This window comes from Synechococcus sp. PROS-9-1 (genome assembly GCF_014279775.1).
In the GTDB taxonomy this organism is placed as follows: Bacteria; Cyanobacteriota; Cyanobacteriia; order PCC-6307; family Cyanobiaceae; genus Synechococcus_C.
In genome coordinates, this window is sequence record NZ_CP047961.1 from 1,795,908 (window position 1) to 1,817,598 (window position 21,691).

22 protein-coding genes, 1 tRNA gene and 1 pseudogene are annotated in these 21,691 nt (G+C 55.2%); 16 read left to right on the forward strand and 8 right to left on the reverse strand.

What is annotated here, in order from left to right; genetic code table 11:
- Positions 1-200 precede the first annotated feature (200 nt).
- Together SynPROS91_RS09695 and rpsT are read right to left on the reverse strand one after the other, a co-directional pair.
- Entirely contained in the window at positions 201-986 is a 786-nt protein-coding gene (locus SynPROS91_RS09695) for a TatD family hydrolase (RefSeq protein WP_186516387.1), read from the reverse strand.
- 50 nt (positions 987-1,036) lie between these two features.
- Entirely contained in the window at positions 1,037-1,336 is a 300-nt protein-coding gene (rpsT, locus tag SynPROS91_RS09700; protein WP_186519688.1) for a 30S ribosomal protein S20, read from the reverse strand.
- Positions 1,337-1,444: 108 nt separating this feature from the next.
- Between rpsT and hisD the strand changes: the two genes are divergently transcribed.
- Positions 1,445-2,767, forward strand: coding sequence for a histidinol dehydrogenase (hisD, locus tag SynPROS91_RS09705; RefSeq protein WP_186519690.1), 1,323 nt, complete (start codon positions 1,445-1,447; stop codon positions 2,765-2,767).
- Between the two features lie 6 nt (positions 2,768-2,773).
- Here hisD and rpiA read toward each other — a convergent pair whose 3' ends face one another.
- Entirely contained in the window at positions 2,774-3,490 is a 717-nt protein-coding gene (gene rpiA / locus SynPROS91_RS09710; RefSeq protein ID WP_186516388.1) for a ribose-5-phosphate isomerase RpiA, read from the reverse strand.
- A gap of 37 nt (positions 3,491-3,527) precedes the next feature.
- Positions 3,528-4,658, reverse strand: coding sequence for a trypsin-like peptidase domain-containing protein (locus tag SynPROS91_RS09715; RefSeq protein ID WP_186519692.1), 1,131 nt, complete (start codon positions 4,656-4,658; stop codon positions 3,528-3,530).
- A 141-nt stretch (positions 4,659-4,799) separates the two neighbouring features.
- Here SynPROS91_RS09715 and SynPROS91_RS09720 point away from each other — a divergent pair, with 141 nt between their 5' ends.
- The 6 genes and pseudogenes from SynPROS91_RS09720 to SynPROS91_RS12250 form a co-directional block, all read left to right on the forward strand.
- Complete coding sequence (locus tag SynPROS91_RS09720; protein WP_186516390.1) at positions 4,800-5,072, forward strand: hypothetical protein; 273 nt, start codon at positions 4,800-4,802, stop codon at positions 5,070-5,072.
- A 243-nt stretch (positions 5,073-5,315) separates the two neighbouring features.
- The gene (gene rimP, locus SynPROS91_RS09725; protein ID WP_186516392.1) at positions 5,316-5,783 is read left to right on the forward strand and encodes a ribosome maturation factor RimP; all 468 of its coding nucleotides are present in this window, start codon (positions 5,316-5,318) and stop codon (positions 5,781-5,783) included.
- 56 nt (positions 5,784-5,839) lie between these two features.
- Positions 5,840-7,333: a transcription termination factor NusA gene (nusA, locus tag SynPROS91_RS09730; protein WP_186516394.1), complete on the forward strand. Its 1,494-nt coding sequence runs from the start codon at positions 5,840-5,842 to the stop codon at positions 7,331-7,333.
- A complete protein-coding gene (locus tag SynPROS91_RS09735; protein WP_186516396.1) occupies positions 7,330-7,611 on the forward strand; it encodes a YlxR family protein in 282 nt (93 codons plus the stop codon). Before nusA ends, SynPROS91_RS09735 begins: the two co-directional genes overlap by 4 nt.
- 62 nt (positions 7,612-7,673) lie before the next feature.
- Complete coding sequence (infB, locus tag SynPROS91_RS09740) at positions 7,674-11,075, forward strand: translation initiation factor IF-2 (RefSeq protein WP_186516398.1); 3,402 nt, start codon at positions 7,674-7,676, stop codon at positions 11,073-11,075.
- Positions 11,075-11,635, forward strand: a pseudogene (locus SynPROS91_RS12250) (low-complexity tail membrane protein); the annotation flags it as partial. The gene infB and the pseudogene SynPROS91_RS12250, both read left to right, overlap by 1 nt.
- 186 nt (positions 11,636-11,821) lie before the next feature.
- On the opposite strand, the gene SynPROS91_RS09745 reads toward SynPROS91_RS12250, so the two are convergent.
- A complete protein-coding gene (locus SynPROS91_RS09745) occupies positions 11,822-12,079 on the reverse strand; it encodes a DUF3493 domain-containing protein (RefSeq protein ID WP_370586763.1) in 258 nt (85 codons plus the stop codon).
- A 41-nt stretch (positions 12,080-12,120) separates the two neighbouring features.
- Here SynPROS91_RS09745 and SynPROS91_RS09750 point away from each other — a divergent pair.
- Together SynPROS91_RS09750 and SynPROS91_RS09755 are read left to right on the forward strand one after the other, a co-directional pair.
- Positions 12,121-12,193, forward strand: a tRNA-Thr gene (locus SynPROS91_RS09750).
- 235 nt (positions 12,194-12,428) lie between these two features.
- Positions 12,429-13,676, forward strand: coding sequence for a DUF389 domain-containing protein (locus SynPROS91_RS09755; RefSeq protein WP_186516400.1), 1,248 nt, complete (start codon positions 12,429-12,431; stop codon positions 13,674-13,676).
- Here SynPROS91_RS09755 and SynPROS91_RS09760 read toward each other — a convergent pair.
- Both SynPROS91_RS09760 and psbA read right to left on the reverse strand, forming a co-directional pair.
- A complete protein-coding gene (locus tag SynPROS91_RS09760) occupies positions 13,673-14,194 on the reverse strand; it encodes an HIT family protein (protein WP_255439731.1) in 522 nt (173 codons plus the stop codon). The two genes, SynPROS91_RS09755 and SynPROS91_RS09760, sit on opposite strands and share 4 nt — an antisense overlap.
- A 154-nt stretch (positions 14,195-14,348) precedes the next feature.
- Positions 14,349-15,428, reverse strand: a complete 1,080-nt coding sequence (gene psbA, locus SynPROS91_RS09765) for a photosystem II q(b) protein (RefSeq protein ID WP_006854385.1) — start codon at positions 15,426-15,428, stop codon at positions 14,349-14,351.
- A gap of 199 nt (positions 15,429-15,627) precedes the next feature.
- Here psbA and SynPROS91_RS09770 point away from each other — a divergent pair, with 199 nt between their 5' ends.
- The 4 genes from SynPROS91_RS09770 to SynPROS91_RS09785 all read left to right on the forward strand — a co-directional run bounded on the left by SynPROS91_RS09770 (position 15,628) and on the right by SynPROS91_RS09785 (position 17,043).
- On the forward strand, positions 15,628-15,768 hold the full coding sequence (locus SynPROS91_RS09770; RefSeq protein WP_186516402.1) for a hypothetical protein: 141 nt from the start codon (positions 15,628-15,630) through the stop codon (positions 15,766-15,768).
- Positions 15,769-15,800: 32 nt separating this feature from the next.
- Complete coding sequence (locus SynPROS91_RS09775) at positions 15,801-16,151, forward strand: hypothetical protein (protein WP_186516404.1); 351 nt, start codon at positions 15,801-15,803, stop codon at positions 16,149-16,151.
- Between the two features lie 89 nt (positions 16,152-16,240).
- Positions 16,241-16,609, forward strand: a complete 369-nt coding sequence (locus tag SynPROS91_RS09780) for a hypothetical protein (RefSeq protein ID WP_186516405.1) — start codon at positions 16,241-16,243, stop codon at positions 16,607-16,609.
- A 65-nt stretch (positions 16,610-16,674) separates the two neighbouring features.
- Complete coding sequence (locus SynPROS91_RS09785) at positions 16,675-17,043, forward strand: hypothetical protein (RefSeq protein ID WP_186519698.1); 369 nt, start codon at positions 16,675-16,677, stop codon at positions 17,041-17,043.
- Here SynPROS91_RS09785 and SynPROS91_RS09790 read toward each other — a convergent pair.
- Positions 17,032-17,970, reverse strand: a complete 939-nt coding sequence (locus SynPROS91_RS09790; RefSeq protein WP_186516406.1) for an aspartoacylase — start codon at positions 17,968-17,970, stop codon at positions 17,032-17,034. The genes SynPROS91_RS09785 and SynPROS91_RS09790 overlap by 12 nt on opposite strands.
- A 55-nt stretch (positions 17,971-18,025) precedes the next feature.
- On the opposite strand from SynPROS91_RS09790, the gene SynPROS91_RS09795 reads away from it, so the two are divergent.
- From SynPROS91_RS09795 to SynPROS91_RS09805, 3 genes are read left to right on the forward strand one after another with little or no spacing between them, the layout of a single operon-like run.
- Positions 18,026-19,018: a glutathione S-transferase C-terminal domain-containing protein gene (locus SynPROS91_RS09795; protein ID WP_186516407.1), complete on the forward strand. Its 993-nt coding sequence runs from the start codon at positions 18,026-18,028 to the stop codon at positions 19,016-19,018.
- A complete protein-coding gene (locus SynPROS91_RS09800; RefSeq protein ID WP_186516408.1) occupies positions 19,015-19,677 on the forward strand; it encodes a DUF2301 domain-containing membrane protein in 663 nt (220 codons plus the stop codon). Before SynPROS91_RS09795 ends, SynPROS91_RS09800 begins: the two co-directional genes overlap by 4 nt.
- On the forward strand, positions 19,674-21,593 hold the full coding sequence (locus tag SynPROS91_RS09805; protein ID WP_186516409.1) for an ABC-F family ATP-binding cassette domain-containing protein: 1,920 nt from the start codon (positions 19,674-19,676) through the stop codon (positions 21,591-21,593). Before SynPROS91_RS09800 ends, SynPROS91_RS09805 begins: the two co-directional genes overlap by 4 nt.
- Positions 21,594-21,691 lie beyond the last annotated feature (98 nt).

A 21,691-nucleotide genomic window follows, 5' to 3' on the forward strand; every position in this document is an offset into this window, starting at 1 on the left:
CGCCACAAGAAGAGGCAGCCATCCCAATCAAGGAACGACTGCCGTGCTTCATGGCTTTAGAGGTTTTTGGTCTGAACAGATGACGTCGTCAATGAACCGGAAGGGAATGGACGCTTCTAGGGCCGAAAACACAGAAACTGCATCTTGGCCAGGCCGATTGAACATCGTACACTTTCATCCAAACCTAAATGGACCCTTTGTCAGGGAAGCGCGAACAAACTTCTGGCATTGGCGGTGCTGGCATCAGCCACTTCCAACACGGTCTGTCCTCTCAGCTCCGCAACACGCTGGGCAACTGATGCCACAAAAGCAGGTTCATTTCTCTTGCCGCGCCGAGGGACTGGGGCCAGAAATGGGCAATCGGTCTCCACAAGAAATCGGTCCTGAGGTACGTCTTTGGCGCAGATATGGGTGTCAACGGCTTTCGGGAAGGTCACCGTGCCACTGAAACTGATGTAGAAGCCAAACTCGAGGAACGCTGCCATTTCCGAGGGAGTCCCGCCCCAGCAATGCATCACGCCCCGTGGGCACGTGCCAATAAGTTGTCTCTCACGAAGTTCAGCCAGCATCGGTTCAGCGGCATCACGGCAGTGAACAATCACGGGCAGATCCAGCTCCACAGCGAGATCCAGTTGAGGCTTCAGCACAGACAGCTGCTGATCCAGATTCTTATCTCGAAACAGATCGAGACCGAGCTCCCCAATAGCCACGACACGGGAATCGTCTTTGGCAGCGGCGCGTAAAACATCAACGGTATCGGGGGCCCAATGCTCCGTATCAAGCGGATGCACTCCTACGGAGTAACGCATTTCAGGGAAGCGATCGGCTAACGCCCGAATCGCTGGAATCTCGGAAGGCTCGACGCAGGCATGCAGCAAAGACGTAACACCGGCCTCTCGCCATCGGGAAGCAACCTCATCAAGATCGTCCTCAAACGTGCGAAAGACGATGTGACAGTGGCTGTCGATCAGAGTTGGAGTGGACATCAGATCAGGACCTGAAACGCGCCTTCAGGCCCCATTGTGCCGGGAAGAGATCAGCTAACGCTTGGCTCGATGGCGCGCTTGACAGCAGTGCTCAAACGAGACTTTTGATGAGCTCCAGTATTGCGGTGCATCACACCGCGCTTGACCGCTTTATCAATTTTGCTGAATGCTGCGTTCAGGCTGGATGTCAGCGTGGTTTTAGCCTCATCACCTGGGGCCTCGCTGTAGGTACTGCATGCAGTAAAACAGCGCTTCATGAGGGTACGCAGCGCGGATTTATACGCTTTGTTTTGTAAGCGATTGCGCTCGCCGATCTCGACGCGCTTCTTCGATGACTTGTTATTGGCCACAGAGCCGGATTTCAGTTCAACAATCCGTGACCATAACCCACCGCCTTGCAAATCATCGAGCACATGGTTCAAGGGGCACTTAGTTTGAGCAACAACGACGATCGGGTGATGACAGTGCTGAGCAATGAGAATCCGCCTGCCGGTCTCATCCGCTGCATCAGCACCGCAGCGCAAGCCGAACAAGAACTCGATCGGATTGCGACCAGAACCACAGGAGCGGCCCAGCGCGAGGCGGAGCAACGGGTTCAAGAAATTTTGGAGCAGGTCAGGGGGGAAGGAGATCAAGCTCTCATCAGCCTCACAGAGCAATTTGATGGCTTTCGCCCTGAACCCCTTCGGATCGATCCAGGCCTACTGGAACAAGCCTGGAAGGACACGCCTGCCAATCTTCGTGATGCCTTAGATCTGGCGCACAGACGGATCCAAGATTTTCATCAGCGGCAACGTCCCTCTGACCTCAGCGTTTGCGGGGTTCACGGAGAGCAGCTCGGACGGCGTTGGCGCCCAGTCCATGCAGCCGGCCTCTACATCCCCGGGGGCAGAGCTGCATACCCCAGCACAGTCTTGATGAATGCTGTGCCTGCAAAAGCTGCGGGCGTAAAGCGAATTGCGATGGTCACCCCTGCTGGGGCCAACGGATTGATCAACACAACTGTTCTTGCAGCAGCTCACATTGCTGGGATCCGCGAGGTGTATCGAGTGGGCGGTGCACAAGCGATCGCAGCTCTTGCCTACGGCACAGAAACGATCCAGAAGGTTGATGTGATCAGTGGTCCAGGCAATCTTTTCGTGACCTTGGCCAAAAAATCGGTCTATGGCCAGGTGGGGATCGATTCTCTGGCAGGCCCAAGTGAAGTCCTTGTGATCGCCGATCAAACAGCCAAGCCAGAGCAGGTGGCGGCTGACCTCTTAGCTCAGGCAGAACATGACCCACTTGCAGCAGCCATCTTGCTCACCACGGAAGAGGAGCTCTCTCAATCCGTTCCCGTGGAGATTGAACGTCAGCTTGCGTCCCATCCACGTGAAAGCATTTGCCGGCAATCTTTAAAGCAATGGGGGCTGATTGTGACTTGCGACAGTCTTGAACATTGCGCAAGTCTCAGCGATCGCTTCGCTCCTGAGCATTTAGAACTCCTTGTGGAGCGGCCAAGGATGATGGCTGACCGCATCAACCATGCAGGGGCCATTTTTATTGGCCCATGGAGCCCGGAAGCCGTCGGAGACTATTTAGCCGGTCCCAATCACACACTCCCAACCTGTGGCGCCGCACGATTTAGTGGTGCACTCAGCGTTGAGACGTTCATGAGTCATACCTCACTCATCGAGTTCAACAAGGAAGCCCTTGATGCAACCGGAGTGGCTGTGGAGACGTTGGCCATGAGCGAAGGTCTCCACAGTCATGCCAATTCGGTGCGGATCCGTCTTCAGTGAGCGGCGTTAACCCACTCGCTCCAGGCTGCGAACTCCAGCAACGCCATCGTTGATTTCACCAACGAGGACTTCGTCAGCAAGGTTGACGAAGAGGCCGTTCTCCAAAACACCTGGAAGATTGTTGATGTCACGCTCCAGGGCAATCGGATCAGAAATTCCAGCCTCAAATCGCACATCCAGAACAAGATTGCCCTGGTCGGTCACCACAGGGCCTGCTTTACGCGTTGCCATTCGCAGTTCTGCCACTCCGCCCATTGATTTCAGACGAGATTGAACTTGCACCCAAGCGCCTGGAAGCACTTCAACCGGTAATAAGAAGTCGAGATTTAAACACTGAACAAGCTTCGTGGAATCAACCACCACGATGAAACGTTCTGCTCGGTCAGCAACAAGCTTTTCTTGTACATGACAGGCGCCACCACCTTTGATCAACTGAAAGGATGGATCCACTTCATCAGCACCATCGATCGCTAAATCAATGCGATCAATGGCGTTCAAAGCACGCAAAGGAATCCCCAACTCAGCGGCAAGCACCTCTCCTTGAAATGACGTGGTCACGCCGACGATGTCATGAAGCTGACCTGCTGCCAGTCGCGCCCCGAGGCCTTGAATCATCAGAGCGGCAGTGGACCCCGAACCGAGGCCCACCACCATGCCGTCACGAATCTGCGCAACAGCCGCCTCCGCGACGGCTTGCTTCATTTGAGTTTGGAGATCCGACATCGATCAGCTGCTGAGGGCGAGACCGTAGCAAGAGCTATCAGCTCATTCCTGGCAAAGGAGCCGGTTTCACCGAAAGCTGCAGATCTCCCCCATTGCGAAGTACCTGCAAAAGCAACGGCTGATCAATTTCAGCTTGGTCCACCTGTTTCAACAAATCCTGAGGATCTCGAATGGTGTCGTCGCCAGCTTGAACAATGAGATCACCTCGCCTCAATCCAGCACGTTGAGCAGGGCTATCGGGAAGAACCGATTGCACCAACGCACCGGAGCGTTCCGGCAATTCAACGAGTGCATTGGGATCACGGTTATGGTCTCTCGCAATCCGAGCGGTGAGAGGAACAAGTTGGACTCCCAAGTAGGGATGCACAACCTCGCCATCATTTTGAAGTTGATCAGCAACTCTGGAGGCCAAATTGATCGGAATCGCAAAACCCAATCCGGCACCTGGACCAGAGCGAACCAGCGTGTTGATCCCAATTACTTCACCGGAAGCATTCACCAGCGGCCCGCCTGAATTACCAGGATTAATGGCTGCATCAGTCTGGATCAGATCAAGACGCTTATCGGAAAACCCGAGGCTGCTGATATTGCGATGAAGACTGCTGACAATTCCCAACGTGACCGTTCGCTCCAAGCCGTAGGGAGTACCTAACGCAATCGCCCAATCACCAACCTCCAAGGCCTCGGAGTCCCCCAATGTTGCTGGGGAGGGGAGGGCTCGTCCAGACAGTTTGACCAGCGCGAGATCGGTGACTGGATCTTGACCAATCACTTCCCCGTCTCTCTGCTCCCCATCAGACAACGTCACATTGACAGTGCTGACTTGATCAACAACGTGGGCATTGGTCAACACCAGACCACGCCCATCGATCACAACCCCTGACCCCTGACCCCTCTGTCGCTCAGGGCCGATCCCATAGCCGGGTTCTCCCAGGAGGTCACGCAGTAGAGGATCAATCAAATTCGGATCAAAAGGCTGCCGTTCAATCAAGCGTTCGGTGTCAATCCGTACAACCGACGGCGCCACCTCCCGGACGGCATTGGCAACAAAGCTGTGCCCGTTGGCTGTAAATGAGAGATCAGCGGCCTGAACGGGGAGGCTGAAGCAGCAAGACACGACCAAAAAGGCTGTCAGGCAACAACAGCGAATGATTTGCAAAACCTTCATGCCGGCGGCCAAGGATCGTGAATACACAAGGATCGTCACGCTAGTGGCCCTGCTCTGGTGAACGGAGCACACTCATCATGCAACTCACTTGAAGAAGAAGCACGGCATTAGTTTGTTCAACTCTTTCTTCACTGCAGAGCCATGACCGTGTCGTCAACAATGCAACTTCGATGCGAGCTCTGTCAGATCGAGATCAATGAAAATGCTGATCAAAGCGACGAGGTTTTGTTCAGTCGCGGTGCCACCGGGAGCCGCAGCAAACTTTGGGCTCGCGTGTGTCAGTACCTAAAAACAGACGAACAGAAGGCTGCTTGTATCAACCAAGATTTGAGCCAAAGAGGAGTCGAAATGCCTGGTGATCGCTACGAAGAAATCGCCCCTTTTGAGGTCGGAAAAGCAGAGACCGAGAGCTGATCCCAATCGAAGCCTTCCTAAAGTTTTCGGACGGCAGCAACTTAAAAGTTTTCGACGAATTCATGAAGCCACCAACCATCCTGGGGCAACTGGATTCAGCTATCGCATATCGGTGCAGGGTTGCGGCTAATGCATGAATGGTCAATCAACTACATTGTTCATTGGCCTGGTGAGTTCCTCTCTCCGGGAGGGTGATCGCAGCATCAACCATCGGGCCGGCGCCCGACAACCCTCCGATTGTTCTTGCCCCATCCACTGCTCCCTGATCTAGAGGATTTGGCGTCTGCCACAGCCGTAGACCACGGGTTTGAGCTGGCTGATTTGCAGGTCCTAGCCCACATGCAACCGATGACGGTGCAAATCCAAATTCGCCGCTCCAATGGAGACGATGTGACCTTGGATGATTGCGCCGGTTTCAGTGCACCGATGGGAGAAGCCCTGGAGAATTCTGCTTTTCTCAGCGAGGCTTATGTCCTCGAGATCAGCAGTCCAGGGATCGGAGAACAGCTTCAATCGGATCGCGATTTCCAGACTTTTCGTCGCTATCCGGTCGACGTGATTCACCGTGACACCGAAGGGATTCAACAAAGGCACTCCGGAACTCTTTTAGAGCGAACGGAAGATCTCATTAGGATCAGTATTCACGGGCGAATTAAACAGATCTCGAGGGACTCTGTCATTTCTGTTGAGCTCACAAGTCCCACAGGCTGACCCCTTTAAGCCTCTTTCCAACCTCACTCACTCCCAGACTTTCACTCCCGTCCTCGATGGCTCTCGTCCTTCTCCCCGGCCTCAGCAACCTGATCGAAGACATCAGCGAGGAAAAGAAACTCGCCCCTCAGGTCGTTGAGGCTGCCCTACGGGAAGCACTCTTAAAAGGCTATGAGCGCTATCGGCGCACGCTTTATTTAGGGATCAGTGAAGATCCTTTTGAAGAGGAATACTTCAGCAATTTCGATGTCGCCCTCGATCTAGACGAAGAGGGTTATCGGGTGCTCGCTAGCAAAATCATTGTTGATGACGTTGAAAGTGAAGACCACCAGATTGCCTTGGCCGAGGTGATGCAGGTGGCTGAAGACGCCCAGGCCGGCGACACCGTCGTCCTGGACGTCACTCCCGAGAAAGAGGATTTCGGGCGCATGGCAGCTGCCACGACCAAACAAGTCTTGGCTCAAAAGCTGCGCGATCAGCAGCGACAGATGATCCAAGAGGAATTCGCTGATCTTGAGGATCCAGTCCTGACAGCACGCGTGATTCGATTCGAGCGTCAGTCGATCATCATGGCCGTGAGTTCAGGTCTCGGCCGTCCCGAGGTTGAAGCTGAATTGCCCAGACGTGATCAGCTCCCTAACGACAACTACCGCGCCAACGCCACCTTCAAGGTCTTCCTTAAAGAGGTCAGCGAGGTGCCTCGTCGAGGTCCTCAACTCTTTGTGAGTCGAGCCAATGCAGGGCTGGTGGTGTATCTGTTTGAAAACGAAGTTCCTGAAATTCAGGAGGGCTCCGTACGTATCGTTGCCGTCGCCCGTGAAGCCAATCCTCCATCCAGATCGGTAGGACCTCGTACAAAGGTGGCCGTCGACAGCATCGAGAGAGAAGTCGATCCTGTTGGAGCCTGCATCGGAGCCCGGGGCTCACGCATTCAACAAGTCGTGAATGAACTCCGTGGCGAAAAAATTGATGTCATCCGCTGGTCCCAAGATCCCGGCCAGTACATCGCCAACTCACTGAGTCCAGCTCGAGTTGAGGTGGTGCGTCTTGTTGATCCCGAGGGGCAACATGCCCATGTTTTGGTGCCACCTGATCAACTCAGTCTTGCGATCGGGCGAGAAGGCCAAAACGTTCGTCTTGCTGCTCGATTAACGGGTTGGAAAATTGATATCAAGAATTCAACGGAATATGACCAAACCTCAGAAGATGCTGTTGTTGCTGAGCTCATCTCCCAGAGGGAAGAGGAAGAAGCCCTTCAACGTGAAGCGGAAGAGCGCATAGCCGTTGAGCAGGCAGCCAGAGCCGAAGAAGATGCTCGACTTCGTGAGCTCTATCCCCTTCCCGAAGACGAGGAGGGATACACGGAAGACGGAGAGTATTACGAGGACGCTGAAGCTTCAGCAGAACAGCCATTGGCAGAAGCCGTCGAGGAGTCAGTCGAAACAGCTGACACTGAACAACATGCTGAAGAGCAGGCTGAACAACAGGACGATGCGCTCGATTCTGAGGTTGCCCCAAGCACAAGCGATGACGAGGAAGGAGCCCGGTGAACATTTCGCGCCCCGTCCTCCGTCGCTGTGTCGCCTGCCGAGAGCTGCTCGATCGAAGCATGCTTTTGCGAGTGATTCGTGACCATCAGGAAGGGGTCCTCCTCGATCAGGGAATGGGCCGATCGGCCTACCTCTGTCCGACTGAGGCCTGTTTTGAAGAGGCTCGCCGCCGCAAAAGGCTTCAGAAATCCCTGCGATGCCAGGTTTCTGAAGGCTTAATGACGGCGCTGAAAGAGCGGCTCACCGAACCTCGGGTTGCAGCCGCTGAGGCAAGATGAACATTGGCACCACTTGTGTGGAGCCCCGAGGCACACCGTGCCCGGACCGATCGGAGACCTGAATGACCAGCAGCGGCAAAGTCAGAATTTATGAGTTGTCCAAGGACCTTGGCTTGGAGAACAAAGATGTCCTGGATGCCGCCGAGAAGCTGTCCATCGCGGCAAGGAGCCATAGCAGCTCCATCAGCGATACAGAAGCCGGCAAAATCCGAAACCTTTTAAAGCAAGGTGGGAGTCCAGTTGCGTCTGCTCCTGCCAAGCCAGCGCCTGGAAAAGCAATTCTTTCGGTCCAAAAGGCATCCAGTCCAGCAGCCCCGTCTATGCCCAGTAAACCTGTGGCTCCTGCGGCAGCAAAACCATCGCCTAAACCTTCTGTACCTTCACGACCAGGAGCACCCCTGCCCCTCATCGTGAAGCAGCCCGTGTCGCGTCAAGCAGCACCACAAAAGCCTGTGAGCCGACCAAGCGCCCCCGCACCGGCCGCGCCAGCAGCATCTGCAGCAAAACCGTCTGCGCCCACACCACGGCCCAAGCCCGCGGCAGCTCCAGCGCCCTCAGCGCCAAAGGCTTCAGCTCCCGCTCCTAGCGCCTCTGCTCCATCAGCTCCTGCAAGGCCCACCTCGGCCAAGCCTGCGCCTGTTCCTGCTCGACCAACAGGCACCTCACCGGTGAAGCGTCCTGGCAGCGAAGCCAGCAGCCCCAGGCCTACCGCCCCGCCAGCGCGTCCGCAACCGAAAGCCCCAGTGAACCGAGGGGCGCCTCAGCGACCCGCACCCAAACCAGAACTCGTCGGCAGGCCACAGCCCAAGCGTGCTGCGCCTGGTGCCCCCGTCCGTCAGATCGGACAACGCCCAGGTGTGAGTCCTCGGCCAAGCGGGCCTCCAGGCCAGCGCTCCAACATGCCGCAGCGCCCTGCAGGCGCTCAACGTCCAGGGGCGCCAACACGTCCTGGGAATGCTCCGTCTAAGCCAGGGCAACCCCGCTCAGGCGTGAGTTCGCTGGAATTGGTCGGCAAACCCATCCGCAGAGATGGCAGCAATGACGGCGCCAGTGGCCGTGGCGATGGACAAGGACGTCCCCCTGGTGCAGCAAGACCTGGAAGCCCCCGTCCTGGTGGCATGCCAGGGATGCGTAAGCCGGTGGCCCCCGGTGAGCTCATGCAGCTCCAAAAACCGAATAACCGACCGTCAGCGCCACCGCCGAGACGGGTTGACGGCACGCCTGTCGCCACGCGAAGCGGTGAAGCTGCCGCTGGAGGAGCCAAGGCCAATCCTCCTGTTTCACGACCTACAGCCACTCCACCAGCAGCACCAAGGCGTCCAGGCTTCAGGCCTGGTCCAGGAGCTGGTGGTCAGCGCAGGCCTGGACGGCCTGACTGGGATGACAGCGCAAAACTGGAAGCGCTGCGCAGTAAATCACCTCAGAAACAGCGTCAAAAGGTCCATATCATCGGCGAAAACGATGATGCCCTAACCGCTGAGACCGGAGGCTTTGCTGGTGAACGCCAGGCGATGGTTCTCTCCGCCAGCTTGGCCCGTCCTTCCAAGCCGAGAACGAAGCACAAGCCAGCTCCCAAGCCAGTTGCTGCCATCAGGAAGCGGCGTAAGGAAACCGCACGTCAGCGTCAGCGTCGCCGCGCGATGGAGCTTCGTGCAGCAAGGGAAGCCAAACAGGTACGGCCCGAGATGATCGTGGTCCCCGAGGACAACCTGACGGTGCAAGAGCTCGCTGACATGCTCAGCATCGAGAGCTCTGAAATCATCAAATCCCTATTTTTCAAAGGGGTCATTGCCACGGTCACGCAGACCTTGGACATGCCAACCATTGAAGCTGTGGCTCAAGAATTCGGCGTACCTGTCCTTCAGGATGATGTCGAAGAGGCGGCCAAGAAGACCGTCGAGATGATCGAAGAGAAAGACCTCGCCCATCTCATTCGCCGTCCCCCCGTCGTCACCGTCATGGGTCACGTCGACCACGGCAAGACGAGCCTTCTCGATGCGATCCGCCAAGCCCGCGTCGCCGCTGGAGAAGCAGGGGGAATCACCCAACACATTGGTGCGTATCAAGTAGAGATTCAGCACAACAATTCCCCTCAGAGGCTCACCTTCCTGGACACCCCAGGGCACGAGGCGTTCACCGCCATGCGTGCTCGAGGCACCAAAGTCACTGACGTTGCCGTCTTGGTGGTTGCGGCAGACGATGGGGTGCGTCCTCAGACCCTTGAAGCGATCAGCCATGCACGGGCGGCAGAAGTGCCGGTTGTTGTAGCGATCAACAAGATCGACAAAGAGGGAGCCTCACCCGATCGCGTCAAACAGGAACTCTCTGAACAGAACCTGCTGGCGGAAGATTGGGGAGGCGATGTGGTGATGGTTCCCGTCAGTGCCCTCCGCGGAGAAAACATCGACAAGTTGCTTGAAATGATCCTGCTCGTGACCGAGGTAGAAGATCTACAAGCCAACCCCGATCGACTCGCAAAAGGCACTGTGATCGAGGCCCATCTCGACAAGGCCAAAGGCCCTGTGGCCACATTGCTGGTTCAAAACGGCACACTCCGCACTGGTGACGTGCTTGCTGCAGGCCCAGTTCTGGGCAAAGTGCGCGCCATGGTGGATGACGGTGGCGGCCGTTTGAAAGAAGCAGGTCCTTCCTGCGCTGTAGAAGCACTTGGCTTCAGCGAAGTGCCCACGGCCGGCGACGAGTTTGAGGTCTACCCAGATGAGAAGTCAGCACGCGCTGTCGTCGGCGATCGTGCTTCCGATGCCCGGGCGAGTCGCCTGGCGCAACAGATGGCCTCACGTCGCGTGTCACTCACGGCCATGTCTGGCCAAGCCAAAGAGGGCGAACTCAAAGAGCTCAATCTCATTCTCAAAGCCGATGTTCAAGGCAGTGTGGAAGCGATCCTTGGCTCGCTCGAACAGCTACCGAAGGACGAGGTGCAGGTCCGTGTCTTGCTGTCCGCTCCTGGAGAAGTCACGGAAACTGACGTCGATCTAGCCGCAGCCTCTGGCGCTGTGATCGTGGGCTTCAACACCTCAATGGCGTCAGGTGCAAAACGAGCGGCAGACGCCAACAGTGTTGACGTTCGCGACTATGACGTCATCTACAAGTTGCTGGAGGACATCCAGTTGGCTATGGAAGGCCTCCTGGAACCAGAACTTGTAGAAGAGTCTCTTGGAGAAGCAGAGGTTCGAGCCGTTTTCACGATCGGCAAGAGCGCTGTAGCTGGTTGTTATGTCACGACCGGAAAACTTCAACGCAACTGCAAGGTGAGAGTGCGTCGCGGCAAAGAAATCGTCTTCGCTGGAGATCTCGATTCCCTGCGCCGAAACAAAGACGACGTCAAAGAAGTGGCCACAGGCTTCGAATGCGGCATCGGCTCTGATCGCTTTGCGAACTGGAAGGACGGCGACATCGTTGAGGGCTACAAGCTCGTGACCCAGCGCCGCAAGCTCGCCACCTAATGTCGGCACGCAACGAGCCGGTTCTCTGGCTCCAGTTGATGGCGATTGGAGCCATTCCACTGGAGCTACAGCTGCTTCGGTTGATCCTGGCTGGCTCGGATCTTGGTCCGGTGCCCTCTGTGGAACGGCTTCTCTGTTGGGGGATCGCCGTTGTTGCTCCTGCAGTTTTGCTCTGGAAACGGCCTGTTGATTGGGGCTCCCTTCTCCTCGTGCGTCAACCCTTAAAAGAGCGGACAACCTGGCAACGGAAAATCAGTCACTGCCAGGACAACCTGCTCTTAAAACTGCTTGGAGCAGCAGGGGCCGTTCTTTTGCTTGTGTTGTTCTGGTGGATCGATCGCTCCTCGCTGCTGATCGCGGATCTGTCTCCTTTAAGAAGCGGACATCGCCTTCAAGGCCTGCTGATTGCAACTCCACTGCTTGCAATCATTTTTTGGCAATGGAATCAGCTCGTTCAATCGATCTGGCTTCTCACTCGTCCTTCGATGGCCATTGAAGCGGCTATAGAGATGAGTGACCAACAACTAAAAGACTCAAGGTTTTCACTCGGATTGAATCTTCTTCGCCTGGGACCTTTGGATTGGCACACTGCAGATCTCAACACATCAGAAGTTGATGAACCCAAGAAACCTCCAACAACCATTAAGACTTCTCCACCCACTGAGATTTCAACGCAGGAAGGTTCCGACCATGACTCCAACGCATCCCACGACCCAGAAGAACTGAATCCCACAGAAGCAGCTGATTCAGGGCTCGCGAGTTCGATCGAACCAGAGCAAGCTGCCGAACAGAGCAACAGCGCTGATCTGGATGACCAGGTCACTGAGAACAACATCATTTCCAGCAGTGACTCTGAAGGTCATGACGAACAGACCAAGACCTCCGGAAGCGAAGAGAGCGAGCCAGAGCAAGCGCCGTAGCGACCGCCAAGGAGTGCGCGCTTCTTGTAAGAGCCGCGCCTTCAGTTCTGGATCCAACTGTCGTTGAGAGTCGCGGTCGCTCAAACCCTGTAATGCGCAATGCCAAATGTTAATTTCCTAAAGCTGCCGATGTAGCTCAGCTGGTAGAGCAACGCTTTCGTAAAGCGTGGGTCGCCTGTTCAAGTCAGGTCATCGGCTTCAATCACAAACCCATTTACAGCAACGACTCCGAGCTGTAGCTGGGTTTTTTCATTGCCTTGAAGAATCTGTGAGCAAGTTCACTGCTCTAGCTGCGTCAGGTGATCACTTGTGCCACTGATCCGAGAGATGGCGCCTCTCTCGACCCTGCTCGGAGGATCCAGAATCTGCTGATATCTGGCGTTCAGGTTGGCGTTGACATGTCATCAAACTGAAACCATCAACACCAGAGTTCATGGCCAGCATCGAACCCAGCAAGCTCGATCGCATGAAACGCAGCTTTAGAAGCGATGCGGAACTCGATGAAGTGTTCATCGTGCTGAGTATCGGTGCAGGGCTGATCGCAACCCTGGGTTTGCTCGCCAACAGCCCCGCCGTCGTGATTGGCGCGATGGTTGTGGCTCCATGGATCATGCCGCTAAGAGCCGCCGCTTTTGCCGTGCTCTTTGGTGACATCCCCTTGCTCGCCCGTTCCTTACGGACGTTGTTGGTGGGCGTGTGCACCACCACTGTCTTGTCAATTCTGCTTGGCAAGCTGGCCGGGTTACCTCAATTTGGCTCGGAAGTCGCAGCGCGTACATCGCCAAACCTTCTGGACTTAGGGATCGCTCTTGTGGCCGGTGGACTGGCCACTTACGCGAAGCTACGCAGTGATGCCGTGAGCTCGCTCGCAGGAACGGCGATTGCAGTTGCGCTTGTACCGCCGGTCTGCGTGATGGGCCTACTTCTATCCAATGCCTACTGGGAGGACGCATTGGGAGCGGGTCTCCTATTTGCCACCAACCTTCTTGGAATTTTGACCGGGGGATTAGTCCTGATGGCCTGCATGGATTCTGACTTTCGCCAAGAACTCAAGCGAAGCCATTTAGGAGCCGCAAACTTTGCACTCACCGGTTTATTACTGATTCCGCTAGGGACTAGTTTTTTCAATCTTCTTGGCCAAGCAAGAAACGAAAATACACGCGATTCAGTGGAAAAGACCATTGAACAATTTCTGACGCGCGAGACCTTAACCTTTGGAGATAAGAAGAAAATTGATGTCGAGAGAGTTGATATCGACTGGAGACAAAACCCACCGGTCGTCCGAGTTATCGTGCGTGTTTTAGACCCAGAACTTCCAACTTTCAAACAAGTTTCAGCTGTTCAAGAAGAGATTAATAAAAGGCAAGGACTGCGATTTCGACTTGTCGTTGAACGCACAGCTATTGATATCGTAGGCCCCAAAGAGAAGCCCAATGTTCAAAGCCCAATCTCCCTACAACTAATCGACTCAACTATTGAGCCAGCTGATGACACAAAACCCGTTGACAATACGAGGCCATTCAAAGAAGTGCCTCAAATTGAAGACGTACCTTTTCTCGATAATATGCAAATCCCCGAGAAGAGAAAGAAAAACCACCTCGACTCAACGGCTGAGCTTGAAGAAATCAAGGCACCAGAAGTACCTCTTGACAATCAAACAACTGTGAAACCCTTGAATTAACTCTTATTAGGTCCACTCATGAAACCATTCTGAGCGAGAAGGCGAGCAGTCACAAGAAATTCTTGAACATTTTCAGTCTGAACAAGGCGCTGTCTACCAGCTTCTACATCGCGATAGAGATCAGCCACACTCCATGCCGCGCTGCGCTGATCCTCCTGAAACCGAGGGATGAGATGCAGGTGGAGATGACGAGCACCCTCACCGAAGGCAATCAAGTAGACCCGGTCGCAACCACTCACCGTCTTAACGAGTTTGGAAGCTTGCTGAACGACTGTTCCCCATTCATCGGCTTCATCTCCCAGAAAGTCGATCGCACCAGCAAGATGGCGACGTGCATCGAGCAAACACCAACCGAGCAGCGGAGAAGGATGGGGATGATGACGCAAGAGCCAATGGCGATTGCGCCAGATCTCTACTTCACGAAGATGTTGAACATCGGAGTGAAGCTCACAAATCGCACAGTGCTCTGAACAATCAATCGAATTAACAGGAGGAGGCGTGTGTGGATTGATTGCCATCGCTAAAGGCTTCCGATCAGTTCATGATCCTGATCGAAGACCAGGCGTTGCAGTTCCTTGATGTTCTCAGTGACGAATGAATGCACAAAAAAGCCCCCACCTTTCGGCGGGAGCTTTCTAGTTCAGTTGATCTGAACTTTGGATGATTTCCAGATCAACCGATTGCAGGTGCCTGAAGAGCCACAGGTGTGGACTCAGCAGCAGCCAGGTCGAGAGGGAAGTTATGAGCGTTGCGCTCGTGCATCACTTCCATGCCAAGTCCAGCTCTGTTAAGAACATCGGCCCAGGTGTTCAGGACGCGGCCCTGACCATCAAGGATCGACTGGTTGAAGTTGAAGCCGTTCAAGTTGAAGGCCATGGTTGACACGCCAAGAGCGGTGAACCAGATGCCGACAACAGGCCAGGCTGCAAGGAAGAAGTGAAGGCTACGGCTGTTGTTGAAGGAGGCGTATTGGAAGATCAGGCGACCGAAGTAGCCGTGAGCAGCCACGATGTTGTACGTCTCTTCTTCTTGGCCGAACTTATAGCCGTAGTTCTGGGACTCGGTCTCGGTTGTTTCACGAACCAAGGAGGAGGTCACCAATGAACCGTGCATGGCGGAGAACAGTGAACCACCGAAGACACCAGCCACTCCAAGCATGTGGAAGGGGTGCATCAGGATGTTGTGCTCAGCCTGGAAGACCAACATGTAGTTGAAGGTTCCAGAGATGCCCAAAGGCATGGCGTCAGAGAACGAACCCTGACCGAAGGGGTAGACCAGGAACACTGCAGATGCAGCAGCAACAGGTGCGCTGTATGCAACACAGATCCAAGGGCGCATGCCCAAGCGGTAGGAAAGTTCCCACTCACGTCCCATATAGGCGTAGATGCCGATCAGGAAGTGGAAAACAACCAGTTGGAAAGGACCGCCGTTGTAGAGCCACTCGTCGAGTGAGGCAGCTTCCCAGATTGGGTAGAAGTGCAAGCCAATAGCGTTGCTGGAAGGAACAACAGCACCAGAGATGATGTTGTTGCCATACATCAGTGAACCTGCAACAGGCTCGCGGATGCCGTCGATATCAACCGGAGGTGCGGCGATAAAAGCAACGATGAAGCAAGTGGTAGCGGCAAGCAGTGTGGGGATCATCAGAACACCGAACCAACCGACATAAAGACGGTTGTTGGTGGAGGTGACCCACTCACAGAACTGCTGCCAGCCGTTAGCGCCGGAGCGCTGCTGGATGGTGGTAGTCATGAGAACGGAAAAGAAGGTCTCGCAAGGAGACGGTTACGGAAGGGCAGGTTGCCCCGCCAAACGCATTGTAAAGCAAGTTTGCGGTTTGTGTTCGAGTCTTAAGAGCGAAACTCCTTTTTTGCTCCGACCAAGAGCAGCCTCAGCAAGGGCGTCTTCAGGAAGGCTTAAGATTTCATCGGACCCCCACAAGGAGAGCCGCGTGGTTTTGATTCGATGGCTTCAGGCTGGCCAACGCACGGAGGAAACCGTTCCCGTCGCCATGGCCCGCCATAGGCGGAATGAGCTTGAAGCTCAAGGAGCGGTTGTGTACTGGAGCGAACGACTAGGCAACGCCTTCTAGCCAGCCAAACTGGTTTCATCGCAACAGGAACAATGACAATCAGCTCAAGGGCATTCCGCTTCCGACGAGGGGTCATCACTGTTGCGTTAACCAGTTCTGCGGCAATGGCTCTCAGCGCCTGCGGATCAGAAACAGTTCCTATCAACACGACAGCGCGCAAAGCGATCAATCGCTTGGAACAACGCATCGAGCAGCTGGAACGCCAAGTCGGAGAACAGATCCCACCGCCTTCAGACCGAAGCAACAAGGTTCCTACCGGCCCTATCAGTTCCATCACATTGAGGACTGGTACTGCTGATGACAGGTTGAGGATTTACTGGGCTGATGGCACACGCAGTGACCTTCCCTGCACCAAAGAACAGAACACCTGGGCCTGTGGGTAGAGCTGTGCCTGGGAAACCAGTCATAACCGTTTACACCTGCAGCTTGATTTGACCGTTGAACACGCGATTCATCGCGTCAAAATTGCGGCATGAATCAGTTCAAAACAGTGTTGGCGCTCATCAGCGGAATTTGGCTATTAGCCCCAAATGCTGCAACAGCACAGGCCTCCAGGCCATTACCACTAACCCAACCAAAAGCAGCCAATCTCGCGCGCATGCGTGCAGAGTTGCTGAATGGAGGCTTAGGTCAATACAGAGCAGCAAGCTGCATGTACGAAACCGGAGCAGGGTCCTGTCTCGAGTCCATCAGCGATCAAGGGTTCCAATTCCTGTTCCAAGGTGGTGCTCCGGGTTGGCAACAGCAAAACCCTCCCAACCCAACCATCGAGACATCGGTGCTTGTCTCCAGAGACGGTGACCGAATCCTGGAGGTCTCTTACAACGGAACGATCCGTTAAATGCAAGATCCAGTTGACAGATCACGCCACCGTGATTCCGATGAAGGAGCAATCTCTGGTTCTGCATCAATCTCCGTACCCTTTCAGCGATGGCCGTCATCACTGGTGCAAGCGTGATGGGCGCAACACCTGGACTCGCTCAAGACACCATCTCAGCGTCCCCAGTGAGAGCGATCAATTTGGCTCGCAACACTGCTGTTGCAGAAAATGGTGGTCTTAGCGTTTATCGCCCTCAGCCATGCATGTTTCAGACCAGCGATGGAGGAGGGGATTGCCTTGTGAACCAAGACGACAACGGATACACCTTTCAATTTCTTGGTGGAGCTCCAGGCTGGCCTGAAAACGGCAGTTCACCAACGACAGAAACAGAGATCCAGATTGCTCCAGATGGGCGAACCGTGAATGAGGTCCTCTACAACGGATCACCGCGCTAAGAGCTGCGCTTGAAGTGCCTCTGTCCATTCAAAAGACAGAGGCCAGCTCTCTCTGAGAGTGAGACTCAACGCAATGGCCTTCTCCGCATAGGCCGCTTCATTAATGAAAAGAGGGACCTGTCCATCAGCCCCCTCATGGGCAACGCAGCTGCCATCTGCCTTCTGAAAGAGCGGATCACCTCGTCTCATGGGCTGCCAATCCGAACCCTGACGCTGAGGGTGAACAAAGGCGTCGGGGGAACCGGATGGAGAACGCGGGAGATCAAGACTCCCCAGATGGCGATGAACCACCAATTGCCTGGGGTAGCGGGCTCGACCCGCCAGCACATCAGAGCAGGCTTCAAAGACGGCCTCGAGAGCCAGGCGAGTTTGCATCAGGATTTTGTGGTGACGCACCATCTGGGGGACGGGCCCCACTTCAATCACCAGGCCACAGGGCCAGCTTTCCACCAGAAATCCCTGCTGAGCCTGATCGGCTTCATGGAGATAAACCGGTAAACCAAGACGTCCCTGAACAAGGGCCGCCAAGGCCAAATCAGCAGGCCGACGTCCATAGACCACAAGGGAGCTACCCATCGAAGACGTAGTGCTGTGGAGATCGATCACCAACCCACAGGCCTCGATGCCTTCCGGGCCATAACGGCTCACCAGGTCGAAGGCACGCTGAACTTCGAGGTCCAACTTGGATGATGAAATCCGCTCTGAACCAACCTGCTGAAGAAGACCAGGCTGGAAGGAACGATTGAGATCTCGATCAAGATAACGGCAACCTTTGGCATAGGCATCGGGATTACCAATCACCGAGAGCGCCTCGCATCCGTGGGTCTGAATCAAATGCGGCTGCTGCTGCCACTGTTCCAACAGCCAGGGAGCATTGATCTCATTCCCATGGGTTCCAGCCACCACAAGCACTCGAGGGCTCGGCATCAACTCTCAGCAGCCTCAAACAATCTGATGGAAGATAAGTGGAAATGGAACAACGATGGCGATCCATCCACTGATTGTGCGCAGCGCTCGTCAAGGATGGCGCTGGCAATGGCTCCGCTTGATGGGAGGACTAGGCCCTGCCGATCAAGGTGGTCACTATCGGCGCCCAACCAGCACGCCGATGCAAACCCTCGTCTTAGGGGCGAAGGAGCTTGAAGCAAGAGAAAGCACGACAAAACCCCACCTGATCGTTGGCCGAAGTTGCCCATGGGCGCATCGTGTCTGGCTGGTGTTTCAACTGCGAGGACTCAGCGCAAGCATCAACCTGCTGATGGCCGATGCCGATCACGACGAAGGGCGATGGCGACTGGAGCCGACCTGGCTTGGCTGCGACAGCCTCCTTGATCTTTACAAGCTGTGCGGGGCACCTCCCAGCTACCGAGCCACGGTGCCAGTCATGGTTGATCCGGGTGCAAGCGCATCCGATCAACCCCGATTGCTGGGAAATGACAGCACCCCCCTGAGCGCAGCACTGTGTTCATGGCCAGCAGAGGCGACGGCACTCAATCTCGCCCCAAGCGCATTGAAACCTTCGATTGCTTCATGGCAGGAGTTGATCCAACCCTCGATCAACGACGGCGTCTATCGATGCGGATTTGCACGGAACCAAAGGGCCTTTGATCAAGCCAGCCAAGCCTTGTTCTCAGCTTTGGAGCAAGTGGAGGAAAGCTTGCAAACCAAAGGAGCATGGCTCTGCGGCGAGCAACTCACGCTGGCGGACGTCCGTCTTTTTCCCACTTTGATCCGCTGGGAAATGGTCTATGCCCCCCTATTTGGCTGTAGCGCCAAGCCGCTTTGGATGTTTCCAGCACTTTGGAGTTGGCGTCAACGATTTTTTGAGCTTCCTGGAGTCAGTGAGAGTTGCGACAGCCAAAAGTGGAAACAGGATTATTTCGGAGCACTGTTCCCCCTCAACCCAAGTGGAATTGTTCCAGATAGCCCTGATCTGAGCAGACTGATCGGAGCGGAAGTGGCAAAACCAGAATGACGACCAACAGCATGGCAAGAGCAGAGCAATCAGAACCCAGCTTTGAGGGCATGTATGGCCTTTATTGCATCACTCTTCAAGATCAGCGAGAGGTTCAGCTCTACAGAATCTGCTTGCTGATCTGTGGGCTGAGCTTCAGTGCCGGACTCGGACAATGGATCCTCGTAGGACCCCAGCTAGCGCCCCTATGGCTGATGCCCCTTTCTGTATCACTTGGCCTGGCCTTGCGCTGGATTCACATCTATTTGCGCCCTCTCCATCAAGCCCTTCAACTGTTTTGGGCCGCGGGATGCATCGGCTGGCTGGTCTTAGCCATCCAGGCCGGTCCATCCGACATTTTCAACACACTCGAGAGCCAACGTCTTTGGACCCTGGCGATTGGTCCCCTGTTTGCAGCCCTAGCAGGCATCGGCTTCAAGGAATTCTTTTGCTTCAGACGTCCAGAAGCAATCGGACTCACCCTGCTTCTGCCAGTGGCACTCCTCGGTCATTTGAGTGGCCTGATTGCAGGGCCAGCAGCAATCAGCATGATGGCGATTTCCTCGGCTCTTCTTGTGATTCTTGCGTTACGCAAATTCGGGATGGAGGCCGCTGCTGACGTCGGCGATAAGAGCGTATTTGCTTATCTGGAAGACCTGCGTAAGGCCAAGAGCACGTGAGCCTGATCAGTCTTGTCGATGCATCTAAAGACTTCGGGATCCGCACGCTGTTTGCCGACCTAACCCTCCACATTCGTGAGGGTGATCGCCTGGGATTAATTGGCCCCAATGGGTCAGGGAAGTCGACCTTGCTGAAAGTGCTTGCCGGGGAGGAGCCGCTTGGGGGAGGAGAACGACGCTGCTCATCGCGGTTAAGGGTCGAGCTTGTGGGCCAGGAGAGCAGCGTGGACCCAGGCCTCACCGTCTTGGAACAGGTGTTGGCAGGGTGCGGAGAGAAACGAGACCTGCTGCTGCGTTTCAGTGAGCTCAGCGAAGCCGTTGCCGACAGTCCGGATAACGCAGTGCTCCTAGCCGAGCTGGGAGTGCTGAGTCAAAGAATGGATGAATCCGAGGCTTGGAGTCTCGAACAACAGTGCCAGGAAGTCCTGCAAAGGCTTGGCATCACTGATCTGCACAGCCCTGTAGAAGCTCTTTCAGGTGGATATCGCAAACGGGTAGGACTGGCATCGGCCCTTGTGGCTTGTCCTGATGTGCTTCTTCTCGATGAGCCCACCAACCACCTCGATGCCGCAGCGGTGGAGTGGTTGCAAAGCTGGCTGGATCGGTATCCAGGAGCGGTCGTCCTCGTTACCCATGACCGCTATGTACTGGATCGCGTGACCCGCAGGATCGTGGAAGTGGAGCTGGGGGAAGCGCGCAGTATTGACGGCAATTACAGCGCTTATTTGCAGCGAAAAGCTGAACAAAATCTCGCCGATGCCGCTGGTGCTGCCAAATTCAAAAGCGTGCTCCGACGCGAATTGGCTTGGTTACGCCAAGGACCAAAGGCACGCAGCACCAAACAAAAAGCGCGGCTGCAACGCATCGACGAGATGCAGAGTGCGCCAACGAAACAGAGTCGCACCCAGCTGGAGATGGCCAGTGTGAGTCGTCGCATTGGAAAGGTAGCGATCGAGGCGGAGCATCTCTCCGTCTCAGCTGACGGCAACAAGGACGGCCCCTTGTTGCTCTCAGACTTCAGTTACAGCTTCAGCCCAGAAGATCGTGTCGGAATCATTGGCCCCAACGGCAGTGGCAAATCAACCCTGCTGGACCTGATCGCGGGACGCCGTCAGCCCACTGGCGGGTCCCTCCAGATTGGAGAAACTGTTCATCTCGGATATCTCGACCAACACACCGATGTCCTCAGCGATGGGAAGGGGTTAGATCGCAAAGTGATCGACTTTGTCGAGGAAGCGGCATCAACCATTGACCTGGGGAATGAGCAACTCAGTGCATCTCAGCTGCTGGAACGCTTTTTGTTCCCACCAGCACAACAACACAGCCCCCTCAGCAAACTCTCTGGTGGAGAACGACGGCGCTTAAGCCTGTGCCGCATGTTGATTCAGGCACCCAATGTGTTGCTGCTCGACGAGCCCACCAATGACTTGGATGTCCAGACCCTGAGTGTGCTGGAAGACCTCCTCGAGGACTTCCGTGGCTGTGTTGTGGTCGTGTCCCACGATCGCTATTTCCTAGACCGCACCGTTGACCGTCTCTTTTGTTTTGAGAACGGACGCCTGCAGCGTTTTGAAGGGAACTACAGCGCATTTCTAGATCACCGTCGTGATCTGGAGAAAGTGCAAAGCGAAGCACTGGCAGCACAGGAAAGCGCCCAACGTTCGGCAAAATCAGCTTCCAAACAGCTCTCAACTCCAGCCAACAAGCCAAAACGGCGCAGCTTTAAAGAATCGAAGGAGCTGGAGCGCCTCGATAGCGATCTCCCCGCCCTGGAGCAGAGAAAACAGGAGCTGGAACAGACCATTGCTAGCGGTAGGGGAGATCTCAGCTCTCTGAGTTTGGAACTCGCCGCTTTATTGGACTCGCTTCATACCAGTGAGGAGCGCTGGCTGGAGCTCAGTGAACTCGAGCCATAAGACGTTGCACCCGTGGATGGATCTCACCATCCACGTCAGTCAGTGATGCCGTCCATGTTGTTACGGAAACCATCTCGCCTGAAGGATCAGTGGCAGTA

Coding starts and splice junctions, on each gene's coding strand:
- infB (WP_186516398.1), top strand. CDS start 7,674: ATGACCAGCAGCGGCAAAGTCAGAATTTATGAGTTGTCCAAGGACCTT.
- SynPROS91_RS09720 (WP_186516390.1), top strand. CDS start 4,800: ATGACCGTGTCGTCAACAATGCAACTTCGATGCGAGCTCTGTCAGATC.
- SynPROS91_RS09790 (WP_186516406.1), bottom strand. CDS start 17,970: ATGCCGAGCCCTCGAGTGCTTGTGGTGGCTGGAACCCATGGGAATGAG.
- SynPROS91_RS09775 (WP_186516404.1), top strand. CDS start 15,801: ATGACAATCAGCTCAAGGGCATTCCGCTTCCGACGAGGGGTCATCACT.
- SynPROS91_RS09715 (WP_186519692.1), bottom strand. CDS start 4,658: ATGAAGGTTTTGCAAATCATTCGCTGTTGTTGCCTGACAGCCTTTTTG.
- SynPROS91_RS09780 (WP_186516405.1), top strand. CDS start 16,241: ATGAATCAGTTCAAAACAGTGTTGGCGCTCATCAGCGGAATTTGGCTA.
- SynPROS91_RS09695 (WP_186516387.1), bottom strand. CDS start 986: ATGTCCACTCCAACTCTGATCGACAGCCACTGTCACATCGTCTTTCGC.
- hisD (WP_186519690.1), top strand. CDS start 1,445: ATGACAGTGCTGAGCAATGAGAATCCGCCTGCCGGTCTCATCCGCTGC.
- nusA (WP_186516394.1), top strand. CDS start 5,840: ATGGCTCTCGTCCTTCTCCCCGGCCTCAGCAACCTGATCGAAGACATC.
- SynPROS91_RS09755 (WP_186516400.1), top strand. CDS start 12,429: ATGGCCAGCATCGAACCCAGCAAGCTCGATCGCATGAAACGCAGCTTT.
- psbA (WP_006854385.1), bottom strand. CDS start 15,428: ATGACTACCACCATCCAGCAGCGCTCCGGCGCTAACGGCTGGCAGCAG.
- SynPROS91_RS09795 (WP_186516407.1), top strand. CDS start 18,026: ATGGCGATCCATCCACTGATTGTGCGCAGCGCTCGTCAAGGATGGCGC.
- SynPROS91_RS09760 (WP_255439731.1), bottom strand. CDS start 14,194: ATGGCAATCAATCCACACACGCCTCCTCCTGTTAATTCGATTGATTGT.
- SynPROS91_RS09800 (WP_186516408.1), top strand. CDS start 19,015: ATGACGACCAACAGCATGGCAAGAGCAGAGCAATCAGAACCCAGCTTT.
- rpiA (WP_186516388.1), bottom strand. CDS start 3,490: ATGTCGGATCTCCAAACTCAAATGAAGCAAGCCGTCGCGGAGGCGGCT.